This is a genomic window from Tenacibaculum sp. TC6 (genome assembly GCF_050606265.1).
GTDB lineage: Bacteria > Bacteroidota > Bacteroidia > Flavobacteriales > Flavobacteriaceae > Polaribacter.
In genome coordinates this window covers 63,144-74,913 of sequence record NZ_JBOCUK010000016.1, presented here as the reverse complement: position 1 = coordinate 74,913, position 11,770 = coordinate 63,144, and the positions used below count along the sequence as shown (strand labels likewise).

13 protein-coding genes are annotated in these 11,770 nt (G+C 31.5%); 3 read left to right on the top strand and 10 right to left on the bottom strand.

Translation table 11 applies throughout. The annotated features are described in order from the left end of the window. The first annotated feature begins 123 nt into the window (after positions 1-123). Positions 124-426: a DUF2958 domain-containing protein gene (locus tag ACQY1Q_RS10480; RefSeq protein WP_431005262.1), complete on the top strand. Its 303-nt coding sequence runs from the start codon at positions 124-126 to the stop codon at positions 424-426. Positions 427-547: 121 nt separating this feature from the next. Further along, positions 548-775: a hypothetical protein gene (locus ACQY1Q_RS10475; RefSeq protein ID WP_431005261.1), complete on the top strand. Its 228-nt coding sequence runs from the start codon at positions 548-550 to the stop codon at positions 773-775. A gap of 79 nt (positions 776-854) precedes the next feature. Here the strand turns inward: ACQY1Q_RS10475 and ACQY1Q_RS10470 are convergent, their stop codons facing one another. The 9 genes from ACQY1Q_RS10470 to ACQY1Q_RS10430 all read right to left on the bottom strand — a co-directional run bounded on the left by ACQY1Q_RS10470 (position 855) and on the right by ACQY1Q_RS10430 (position 7,868). Next, positions 855-989 (bottom strand): hypothetical protein, encoded by a 135-nt coding sequence (locus ACQY1Q_RS10470; RefSeq protein ID WP_431005260.1) that lies wholly within the window; start codon positions 987-989, stop codon positions 855-857. Positions 990-1,484: 495 nt separating this feature from the next. Beyond that, positions 1,485-2,819: a type IV secretory system conjugative DNA transfer family protein gene (locus ACQY1Q_RS10465; RefSeq protein WP_431005259.1), complete on the bottom strand. Its 1,335-nt coding sequence runs from the start codon at positions 2,817-2,819 to the stop codon at positions 1,485-1,487. Beyond that, positions 2,819-3,610 (bottom strand): relaxase/mobilization nuclease domain-containing protein, encoded by a 792-nt coding sequence (locus tag ACQY1Q_RS10460; RefSeq protein ID WP_431005258.1) that lies wholly within the window; start codon positions 3,608-3,610, stop codon positions 2,819-2,821. The genes ACQY1Q_RS10465 and ACQY1Q_RS10460 overlap by 1 nt, the downstream gene beginning before the upstream one ends. Continuing rightward, entirely contained in the window at positions 3,600-4,148 is a 549-nt protein-coding gene (locus tag ACQY1Q_RS10455) for a hypothetical protein (RefSeq protein WP_431005257.1), read from the bottom strand. Before ACQY1Q_RS10455 ends, ACQY1Q_RS10460 begins: the two co-directional genes overlap by 11 nt. Before the next feature lie 57 nt (positions 4,149-4,205). Further along, complete coding sequence (locus ACQY1Q_RS10450) at positions 4,206-4,484, bottom strand: hypothetical protein (RefSeq protein WP_431005256.1); 279 nt, start codon at positions 4,482-4,484, stop codon at positions 4,206-4,208. A 6-nt stretch (positions 4,485-4,490) separates the two neighbouring features. After that, positions 4,491-4,754 carry a hypothetical protein gene (locus tag ACQY1Q_RS10445; RefSeq protein WP_431005255.1) on the bottom strand — a complete coding sequence of 88 codons (264 nt, stop codon included), beginning with the start codon at positions 4,752-4,754 and terminating at the stop codon, positions 4,491-4,493. Then, on the bottom strand, positions 4,751-5,521 hold the full coding sequence (locus tag ACQY1Q_RS10440) for a hypothetical protein (protein WP_431005254.1): 771 nt from the start codon (positions 5,519-5,521) through the stop codon (positions 4,751-4,753). The genes ACQY1Q_RS10445 and ACQY1Q_RS10440 overlap by 4 nt, the downstream gene beginning before the upstream one ends. A 19-nt stretch (positions 5,522-5,540) precedes the next feature. Next, complete coding sequence (locus ACQY1Q_RS10435) at positions 5,541-6,941, bottom strand: hypothetical protein (RefSeq protein ID WP_431005253.1); 1,401 nt, start codon at positions 6,939-6,941, stop codon at positions 5,541-5,543. A gap of 438 nt (positions 6,942-7,379) precedes the next feature. Beyond that, positions 7,380-7,868, bottom strand: a complete 489-nt coding sequence (locus ACQY1Q_RS10430) for a hypothetical protein (protein WP_431005252.1) — start codon at positions 7,866-7,868, stop codon at positions 7,380-7,382. A 41-nt stretch (positions 7,869-7,909) separates the two neighbouring features. On the opposite strand from ACQY1Q_RS10430, the gene ACQY1Q_RS10425 reads away from it, so the two are divergent. Further along, a complete protein-coding gene (locus ACQY1Q_RS10425; protein WP_431005251.1) occupies positions 7,910-10,417 on the top strand; it encodes an NACHT domain-containing protein in 2,508 nt (835 codons plus the stop codon). On the opposite strand, the gene ACQY1Q_RS10420 is transcribed toward ACQY1Q_RS10425, so the two are convergent. Then, a complete protein-coding gene (locus ACQY1Q_RS10420; protein ID WP_431005250.1) occupies positions 10,404-11,627 on the bottom strand; it encodes a tyrosine-type recombinase/integrase in 1,224 nt (407 codons plus the stop codon). The genes ACQY1Q_RS10425 and ACQY1Q_RS10420 overlap by 14 nt on opposite strands. Positions 11,628-11,770 lie beyond the last annotated feature (143 nt).

The following is an 11,770-nucleotide window of genomic DNA, read 5'->3' as shown; positions in this document are numbered from 1 at the left end:
AAAATAGAGCACAAAGCTTATCCTTTAATGGCTTAAAAGTGCAAGGATTTGCCTCATACGAGTTCCTCCTTGCACTTAAAGCCAACAGGATTTTAGCAGTGCATAATTTTTAATTTTTCTATTATGAAACTCTTAACAAAAACACTGCTTACCCGTTTTCAAAAAGTTGGCTCTCAGGCAGAATCAGAAGATCCTATCATTATCGCTAAGTTTTTTAATCCGTGTGGTTCAGGTACTTGGTATGCCACAGAATTTAATCCAAATGATGCTTGCTTTTTTGGTTATGTTACCGGACTAGGATATGACGAATGGGGTTATTTTTCACTCCATGAACTTAGTACTGTAAAATGTCCTCCTTTTGGACTTCCTATAGAGCGAGATTTATACTTCGAAGAAGATCGATTCTCGGAGGTAATAAAGGACTAAACTTTATTTATTAACAAAATTTCTAAAGCTCCTTCGGGAGCTTTTTTTAGTATTGTAATAAAAATTTCTGATATAATAATTCTCATGCTATGAAGGAGAAGGACTTTTAAAACGTAATACGATGAGTAAATATGAAGAAACAGATGAAAGAGAAGAATTATTTGCACAAGAATTTCCAAGTTTTTATCAATTTATAACCAAGGAGATACAAATGCTGGAATTCGCCTCAGATTTAGCCTTATGCTACCAAGATGAAGATAGTTCTAAGGATTTAAACGAGAGAGTGCAGGAGCTACGGTGTGCTTTGGGTGTTTTAACAAAGCTTTACGCAATGGATTTGTTTGAGTGATTTACGAAGTAAATATGCTTGAATGACCTAAGTGGAGAAAAGCCCTTTCGTGATGAAAAGGCTTTTTTGATTTTTAAAATTAGTTTCTATCTTCCCAATCATCGGGTCTTTCATCTTCTCCTCTTGATTGCCAATATGCATCATTATTTTCATTTAATTGATTAGAGTGGTTATCTAATTCTTCTTTTGAATAATCACTTCCTTTTGGTGCCATAATATTTTAATTTTGAGGTTAGGACTTAAAGATACAAAATATAGATTTCCTTCTGAAAAAATAATAGGATGATTTGTTAAATTATTATGCTAAAGGATTTGAACGTGACGATAGCTCAATTTATTTTGGTAGGAGGCTATCGGCAGGATTGCAAATTCCACAGTAACTGCCGTTTACTGCTCCATTTGCATCCTGCTATGGACGCTCGCCGCTCCCTAGAACCCTAGGCTTTTTCTTTGAGGATATAAAAGAGCTCTTGAAGAGCACTAAAGGTTGTTTTGAGTAATTCTACGATGAGGTAGAAGAACCACTTTATAATAATCCAAAGAAGAGATAGAAGTTTCTGTGTAACTTTTATTATGTGCGGTAATATGGCTTTAAATCCTAGAAAAAGATTCTTTACAACTTCTTTTATGAATTGAAATATTTGAGGAAACCAAGACTTACTCCATAGAACACCAAAAATTATAAGTAGTACAAGAAGATTTTCTAAATTCATGATACAACACCTCCCTTCTTTTTGATGTTAGCTCTGTTCCGATATTTTCTTACTTCATACCATCCTTTTGTGCTGACGATGGCAGGAGGATAATTAGAATGAATAAAAAGGGCTGTTCCTTTTTTCATCATTCGAATTTCTCTTGAAGTCATTACTTTTTGTTGATAGCCTTTTTCGTTTTCAAAAGTTCCAAGCATGTGAGATATTCTGTCTGCTGTATCGCTCCCAATACCTGGAAGCACCAAAATCGTGGAAGAGTTTCCGAGAACTGTATTAGCTCCATCTTTTCCGAAAAGACTAGAGATTTGAGAGTATGACTGCCAGAGGGTTGAAAGAAACACTTTTCTGCGCCTTAATACCGAAATCAAGTTTTCCATATCGGGAATCTTGAAGCTATTAGCCTCGTCTGCGAGTATTTGTACTGGAATGTATTTTTCGTTTTTCTTTGGTAAAATCATTAAAAACTGAAAAATTTGATAATAAAATAATGTAATAGCAAAGGAATAGTGAGAAATCAAGTTCTCGGAAATTTTCAAATAGATAATAGTAGGTATTTGTCTAATTTCTTCAAAGAATAAGCTTTCTTCACCCATAAGCCTATTAAGTGGTTTTGTTCGTGATAAAGCGGTTTTACAAACAGAGAGAACTGTCATTAAGACTTTTTCTGTTTGGCTTTGTACAAATGACAAATATTCAGTTCTGGATTTCTCAGAGATATGTTTAAGCATAAAGGCATCGAGAAGAGGCTGTTCATCTGTACAGAACATATTTAAGAGTTCATAGACTGTTTCTAACGTCTTTGGTTTGGTAGTTTGATTGTCAGAAACGACGGCTTCAATAATAAGCACAAGAATCGAGATGGCAGAAGCATTCCAGAATTCATTTTTATCATTCTGTTTTTCTCCTGAAGTAATGAGAATTTGAGCAACCATTTGTATACCCATGAGATCATCTGGTTTTATTCTGTGTAGAGGATTAAATCGTAGTTGATTTTGAGATTCGAAATCAATTACCTTTATCTTAAACCCAATACTAGAAGCATACTCAGAGGTGATGTCAAAAATATCTCCCCCTGCGTCAAAAACGATAATAGACTTTTCTATTGTTGTGAGTGAAAGTATACTATTTATTAGGTATCGAGTCGTTTTTCCTGCACCTGAACCACCCAACAAGCATAAGTGAGGTTGGGCATCTTCGGGAAGGTTACCATCTTCACAGATGTAAACACCTATATTTTTTTTATTGAGAAGTTTTCGTTTTTGTCTTCCTTCTAAAAATCGAGTATTTGGATTTTTATAATCACCAAATAAAAAATCTAATAAGTCAGCCATTATAATGTTGGATTAAAGGGTTTATCAATATCTTTTTCTTTCTCTCGGAGTTTTTTCAGTTTTTCGAGTTGTTCGAGAACTTGCATCTTTTCAGAGCTTATATTTAGTGTGTTATATCTATATTTTTGACCATCTTTTATGATTCCGTTTTTGTAGAGTTCAACTCCTTCAAGCTCAGATAAACGTTCTAAAAAATCAGTTTTATTAAGTGATTTTTCGTATATGTCTGAAACTGTTTGAATAAGTTCAAGTTTTCTGGTTTGAAAAGAGGGGAGTTTGGTCTTAGATTTAGACCTTGAACCATGTTCACAGAAAGAGTGTTTAATCTCTGGAAACTCTTTTTGGTACTCTTCCATCTCTAATTTTATGTTTTTAAACTCTTGCTGTGAAAGGCGAAGATTTGTGCCGTCTATATTGAGTGATGAAATGATAAAATGACCGTGGAGATGAGCCTCAGATTTATGAAGTACAGCATACCCTAAAGCTAAAGGACACCTCTTTTCAAGATAGGTTTGAAAAATTTGTTGCAAGACGTGTTCGTTTTCTAAGAGATATTCAGAGTCTAGGGGAGAAAACGAAATCAATTCATGGTAGAACTTGACTGAATTTTTTCGCTTCTTTTTTTGTGAAAAATTTTGAATATATTGAGTTTGAATATCTTCTATTTCTATACTATCGAGGTTGTGGAAAACTCGAAGTGTATTTTCATCATTAAATCCTTTATCCGATTCGGCATATTCGAACATAATAGGGATAGGGGTAGTTTTATGTGGTATTGATCTAATCAGCATATAATTCGTTTTTTAGGTTGATTATGACTTCTTCCAATTCTTCTAGAAAGAAAGGATTTCGTTCTATTTGAGCTATCAAAAAATCTCGGGCAGTTGGCGGATAAGCGTACGCTTTTCGTATTCCTTGTTTCATATTTAGAACTTCTTTTTGGAGTTGTTTAAAATCTGAAACATTAATACTGCCCTGAGTTCTTTTATCATTAAAAGCTAAAAGGTTAATTCTGTTAGAAATTTGAGAGAGTAAAAGTTCTATCTCTTGTAGAGATTCTTTTCTTCTAAGAATAAAAGTCTGGTTGAGAATGGCTTCAAACCCTTCATCTATAAACTGCCCGAAAGGAATTCCTAATTCTTTCGCTTTATTTTTCATTTTGAGATGAAAACCTCTCGGGATAACCCTTTCAATTCTTACATGCGTTTCCTTCTGTTTTATCTTGTAATTTTTTAGATACTCTCGTCTATATTCTTTATAGAAGGATTGTCTTTCTTCTTTTGATTCAGGTTCTAATCCGTGAGTTGATAGGTAATCTTCAAAGGTCATAACACATAAGAATAAGTTGGTTTTTCATTACTATCACAGATTCTTTGGTACAAAGAATTATATTTCCATACTCGGATTTTGTATCTCTTGGTTTTTCTCTTTTTGTATTTCTTGCTGAATTTCTTTGAGTTCTTTCCGAAGTGTTTTTCGCTTTGAAATATCAAGTAATCGTTCGTCTAAACCATTCATAAAACCTTTGTAATAAATGGTTTTTTGCTTCTTTACAATCTTAGAAATAAGCACCTTTGACATAAGGCTCTTATCCAAAAGGTTGCCGTATTGGTAGCCATGAGAAAAAGCAATGGCGTACATATCTTGTTTGTTTTCTAACTCCATAGTGCTTTATTCTAAAATGTTTTTATCGATGAATTGAAGCAAACTACTTTTTAAATACAGTGTGTTTTTACGGTTCATTCTGCTTACTACGATCCCTGTAGAGGGATCGGAAGCAAGCAAGAATAATTGTGTTCGTTTACAGTTGAGAATCTCCATAGCACGCTGGCTATTGACCCAAATCTCATCTTGTAATTGGAAGCCCATTTCGTTGAAGGCTTCCTTTACAATGTTTTTGATTACTTCTTGGTCTTTTTTATCGAACCTACTCATAGCTTTTGGTATTTGATATTTGTAGGGTTCGCTCCATAGGTTTGGAACACAGAATTCCAGTAGTATGGTAGCCATTCAAATATTGGTCTGGTTTCCATCTCGTTTACAGGAAAGTAAACATAGATTGAAATACCCTGTAAAAAAGATTCTTGTAAGTTGAACTTTCTGGCTATTTTTTTAGCGTCTTGTTGCCCAATTTTTTGGGCACTATTAGCGGATGAAAAATGTGTTTTGTGGAGATTGCGATAGGTACTAAATTCTATTAAATCGCTTATAAAATAAAGGTCATATACTCCGTAGATCTGTCTAAACTTACTTAGTAGTGGAAGCACATCTAAAATATGTGATCTTGGTCTTTCTTTGTTGTAAGAGAGTGCCTTTTGGGTTACTTCCTTAACAAAAGATATTCGCTTTTGCTTGATAATACTCTCAAATTTACGCCTCATTAATTTTTGTTTTTGAGGCGAGAGTTTCGCAATATCAAGAGACGGAAGAGTTAAAGTAAACTCTGTCTTATTAGTCATACTTCCTGAATTTTCGAAGATGTATGAAATGACTATCTTATCTCCATTTTTCTGACAAGCATTCCAAATAATAGTCTGGAGCTTTTGACGGCATTTTTCGAGTATCACTTTGTCTGTGATTTCTTCGGATTTATCTATTACTACAACGGTTGTTTTTTGCGTGTTTTTTGAATCTATTTGTGCAAAAAGTACATTGCATCCGAATACAAGAATTGATAATAAAAGTGTAAAAATGGTTCTCATAATTTCTATTGTTTTTGAGTTATTGTTTAATTGGTAATTTCTTTTTTGTTAAGATTTTATCGATTTCTTCTTTGGTGTGTGGGCAAGCATATATTTCAGAATAATAGAGATGCTCGCCTAAAAGATGTACGATGATTTTTGAGTTTGTTAAAAGGTTCGTAATGGCTTTACGATTGAATCTATACTGCTTTTCTATATCTAAGATTTTCTCTTTTGATTTTTTTACTTCTTTTAGTAGCGTTTTAGTTTTAGAAAACACGAGAATTATACAGGTCTTAAAGGCTACGGATAACATCAGAAAGACTGATAACAATGGATAGAAGATTTCTTTAGCAAGCGGGTAATGTTGTTTGATTTCTGGTGTTGAACTTTCTATAGATGGGCTATCTGATGAGAAGTCCGGAGTGGAATCATCTACGATCATATTATTTTCCATCATGGCATCTTCAGTTCGTTGAAAATCTGCGTTTATAAGCCCGATAAGTAAAGCCAGTACAATGGCTATTAATCCAAGAAAGCTGACAAAGAAACCTTCTTTGAATCTATTCATATCTGATCGAAGCCAATTATGGATGTGTTTAAAGAATGCAAAGGTTACTACTGACCCAAAAGCAATAGGGATAGCAGAATAAAGGGCAAGCTTCCACCCTCGAACGTTCCAGATGTTTTCAAACACGGCAAGAATAACCTTGATTTCTACTAATTCTATTCCTAACAAAACAAGAATAAAAATGTAATACTTGTCATTAGTGAGATAGGAAAGAATGTTTCCTTTTCTTGTGGGTTTAGAAGGGTTTTCTCTGAACTCTTTCAGTGGTGGGATAGTTGACCAAGTTTTATTCTCAAAAAACTGGTTTACCATTTCTTCTCCTTTTCTGTTTGCATGGTGGTCTAAATAATATCCGTATTGAGCAATGTCTGTTTCGTCATGGTCTTTGTTTTCCTTTGGAAGAGCATTTTTTTCACGGATAGGTGGAGTTTTGATGTTTGATTCTTGAACTACTTTCTCCTGAAAAACAGATTCTTCTTCGTCTTGTTGGTCTTGTTCTAAATTGTACGATTCATACTTAAAATCCGAGTTGATGTACTCGAAATATTCTTGTTCTTTCTTTATAAAATTGAATACGGCTTGTCTGTGCTCTTTTTCTAGTTCTAACGAATCAGAAACAAGTTTTCCTTCTGCTTTATCCAGATGATTAAAAACTTCAATAGGTTCTAATCCGCCATCCTTATCCAAAATATCTTCTTCAAGATTTGTTAGGTCTCGTATACTTCCAAAAGAGGAATTAACCATCCCCATATTCTTTAGTTTTCTTCTATAAACGAAACGTCCGAATCGTTCTTCTTGAGGTTCGTTTTTATCTGAATGACCACCAAAATAGCCCCAGAATTTTCTAAATGTTCTGTTTTTATTTTTCATAATTGACAGGTTTTAAAACCCCAAGAGACAGGCTCTTGGAGTTGTGTTGTTGTTATTCTTCGATTTCTTTAATACTGATTACGTTTGGGAAGTGTTGATGAATACGAACTTCTATGTCCGTTAAGTTGCACACGTCAAATAAGAACTTATTATAGACGTTTGGTTTAGTGATTTGCTGATATACGCGATATATTAAAATACTTTGTCCTCCGAAGACGTGGTATATTCTTTTTTCTACTAATAAATAGTTTGTTTTCTCTTGGGTTTTAACCTCTAATATTATAGCCTTGAAACTCATAGTTTATTGATTTTTATGTGTTTGATACGGCTAAATTAAAAGTGAATAGGTTGATAAGGAAGACAGTTTTTGGCGATGATAGACAGTTTTTAGACAGAGAAAAAAGAACTTTAGACAGAAAATAGACAGTTGAGGAAATACTAGCTGTATTTAAAACGATAATATTCAGGAATAGTGATGTTTTCAGGGATTCTGTCCATATGATAATTAGTGTCTATGATATAATGATTTTTTTTAATTAAATTTTCATAATTATTTCTTTTCAAAATATCTGACACTACTAATTCAGGAACTATAGGAGGGTTTGAAGAGAATTTATTGTTTATATGAAAATCTCTAACTTCCATATAATCTTGAATTGCTTCTCCTACTCTAAATTTAATATTATGTTTAATACTAATAAAGTGTTGAACAGGATAAAACCCGAAGTGTTCTTTTTCTCCTTCGCCATACATGGTTTTTCTCCAGTTTAGCATTTCATTCAACCTTTGATGAATATATTGAATACCTTCTTCTCCTAAATATTTTAAAGCATCATGAGTAGGACAAGGTATTCCGTCAAATAAGGAATCTCCAGATTCCAAATTAGGGATATAAATTAAATCGCTATTTTTAGGGTAATTCTCCATTATTTTTATTACAACAGAAAAAAGAGGTAAAGTCAAGAGGGATGAAAAGAAAAGAATTACTAAATAAGAGTTTCGAAGAAAAGCCTAAAGCAATTATAAATTACACAGAACTATTAAGAAAGGAAATAATTGATATTCCTAGAGGAGATGGTGAAATAGCTGTTGAAATTTCTAGTTTGGTAGAAGAGTTAAGAAAGTATTTCATTAGCAGAAATGCTAAGAAAAAAAATGAAATAAGAAAATTAATCAATGATGATATTGAAAAAGATTATATAAAATTTTTCACTGAAGATTTACCTAAAGATGAAAACAAGAAAGAAAAGTATGTAAAAAAATACACAATTAGTAGTAAAACAATTTATCGTTGTAGAAATGGAAAAAATTTAAGTTCAAAGACTAAAGAAGCTTTAAGTTTATACTTAGGGGTCGCAGGTTGGAGAAACTACCAAACAACTCATAAAAAAAACCTTAAAGATGTTTTTTTAATTGATGAAAATCATTCTGATTTTAAAAAGTATACTATTACATATGATTCAAATATTTTTGATAAAACTAATAATCAGGTTTTAAATTCTTTCGTTTTAGAGAAAGATAACAACCAAACTAATAATACGGATAAAATAATACCTTCAGTTGTTCTAACTAAATTAATAGATTTAAGAAAAAGAGAAAATAAGGATTTTACGATTTCAGAAAATACACAAGAGGCTGTTCAAGATTCTCTTTTCTTTTTTTTAGATCAGCACAAAAATGAAGTTTTAAAATGGTCAAGAGAAATTTCTATTAATGTTTTAAAAAAAGCAAAAAGTGTTGAAAAGATATATCAATATTTAGAGTATTATAGTCCTCCTTTACAGTATAGTTATGAATCCGTAGAAGTAGAAAGAAAAGGGATGGATCTCGATGAGTTTTTCGAAAGTAACTTGAGTCTAAAAAACTTAATAATTTTAGGTCAGCCTGGATCTGGTAAAACAACTTCTCTTAAGTATTTAGCTTATAAGGTTTCTAATAAGAATCAAAGATTTAAAAACGTCATTGTTCTTAGATTCAGAGATTTTAACAAGGTTGATACTATAAAATTCAAATCAAAAACACATAAAGTCGAATCCATCTTTTTTAAGATATATAATATTTTTGATAAAATTAACTACGGTTTATATCAAGAAAATAAAGAATTAGTAGAAGAATTAACCATAGGCATTTTAAATCACTTGAAAGTATTAGTAATATTAGATGGTTTTGATGAATATAAATTCAAAGATAAATTAGATAAAATTAAAGAGTTAGAAAAAATATGTAAGTCAACTGAAAATGCTAAAATTATATTAACTTCAAGACCAGGCGAGTTTTTTTATAAAATTGACAATACCGATGGTCATGAAATTGCTGACTTATCTTTAAAGCAAATAAAAGAATTTTCATTTGAATGGTTTAATAAAGATTCTCAGTTGCTAGCAGAGTTTTTAACGCAACTTCAGAACTCCACTTATAAAGATACTATAAAGAGACCTTTAGTTTTAGTTCACTTGTTAACTATTTTTGAAAACAGTACACCTAATAGAATACCTAGAGAACCTTATAAGATTTATGATAAAGTTCTTGATTTACTTGTCAAAAATTGGGATAAAGAACGAGCTGTTGAAAGAAGTTATAGTTATAAACATTTTAATAGTGAAAAGAAAAAGGAATTCTTAGCTGAACTGTCTTTTTTCTTATCTATTAATAATAAGAATAAAGAAAAGACAAACATTGTTTTCCAAGAAAGAGAAATAAAAAGAGTTTATAAAAGAATATGTAGAAAATATAAATTACCCAAAGATGACTATGAAAAGGTCTTTAATGAGATAGAAAGTCATTGTGGAGTGTTTATAAAAGTTCGTGAGAATTTATATGAATTTGCACATGTTTCTATACAAGAATATCTAACGGCTTTATATTTCTTGGAAGTTCCTCATTTATTTTTAGGAATGTCTTTTGATCCTATTAATATGGCTAATGAGTTAGCAATATTTGTTGCTATATCTGAAAAATCTAGTTATTATTTAGTCTTAATTGTTGAATCGATTTTAAATGATTTTGCAGAATTAAAATATACTGAATTTCAAAAGAACTTTTTCTTAAAAACTTTTTTTAATAGGTTGCCTTTAGAGAATCCTGATTTTGAACCATCTCTTGATTTAGCTCTTTGCCTAGCAAATTTGTATACTCAAAATCGAATTTCTTTTAATAATGGAACTCATAATGTTTATAGAGAAGATAATGAAAATATTATAGTAAAGAATATGCTGTATTTAGATAGTATTTTTGAGTTAGAAAGTGTGAAAGAAAGTATAGCTCTTTTAGAGTCGTATTATACGATTATAAATTATGAGAATAAAAAAGACTTTCAAAAAACTTTAAGAAAGCAAGATGTTAATATGTTTGTTTTAAAACCAAATTCTAACCATTTTAAAGAAGAAGGAATTGATTTGAGATGCAAACACTATATGACCTACAGATTTGTTATGAAGAAAAAGTTTCTGTCTAAATGGTGTTTTAAAACCCAATAACATCATCTAGCGCATCATCAATAGCTTTACTGTTAAGTCCTTGTTGATATTGTATAGTGGTAGTAACACTTGAATGGTTATAAAGACGTTGCAAAATTTGGATAGGAATTTTATCTACCGATGCCAGCCCGAAGCTTCTTCTTGCTGTATGAAAAGTTACTTTTTTTGTTATCTCTGCTTTTTCTGTGATTTGAGAAAGATAGCGGTTTAGTTTTTTGGTAGCTGTTTTGGTTTTACGAAGTATATCTTCTAGGTCTTTTTGATTGGCTAATTTAAGTTCAGGAAAGATATAGTCATTCGGAGATTGTTTGTTGGATTCGTATTCAGAAATGATTTTTGCTAGTTTCTCATTGATTTTAAAAGAACTAGGTTTATTGTTTTTATTCATACGGTAGTAAATACGGTCGTTTTGAATATTACTCCATTTCATTTTTAAAACGTCTGCTACACGCATTCCTGCTAGGTAAAAACTAAACATCCATACATTTCGGGTGTGTTTTTGCGCTTGATGGTTTTCTAAATCTAAAGCTTCGATAGCTTTAACTTCATCAATGGTAAGCCCTATTTTGATAGATTCAGGTATCTTAATTCTAATTTTACCGCTTCCATTACCAAATGGATATTTTGATTTATCTACTAATCCTTGGTTAATTGCTCCATTAAAAAGGGTACGGATAAAAATAAGAGTATTAGCAATACTTCTGTCTCCTACGGAGTCGGTGTTTTTAAGATGGGCTATAAACCCTTTAAGAAAAAAAGGAGTAATAGAATTGAAATCTAATTCTTTAGAGTTGTGGTAGTTCTTAATTCGATTCAGTAATGGTCGTTCACTATTAATGCGTGAGAACTTTTTATTTTTCTCTAAAAGTTTGAAGTGTGACTCGGCAAAATAAAAGAAAGAGTTCTTTTTGTATTTATTCGTTATATCTCTTTTTATGTCTTGTGCTTGTCCTCCTTTTTGAAGTTTACTTTCGTTATCAATAAGTGAATTATTTGCCTCTGTAATTTTTACGGATATGTAATTATTTAGCCTCGCTACATTGGGATGAGATTTTTTTACTTTGTTATTCTTTTCATCCCAATATTTTTCATCTATGTACTGCCCAGTGTATAGGTATGTAGATTTACGATCTTTGGTAATTCGAATAACTATAGGATATAATCCCGCTCTATTCTTCTTTTTCCTAAGTGTTGCTTTAATTGTTGCCATTTTTTTCTTTTCTACAAATATACAAAAAATGGGTACAACATAGGTACAACAATTTATTGTTTTACATGAATTTATGTGAACTTATCTGAACGACATATTTTATTATTTCCTTTATTTAAAGGGAGTTTGAGTTGTTTTTGTTT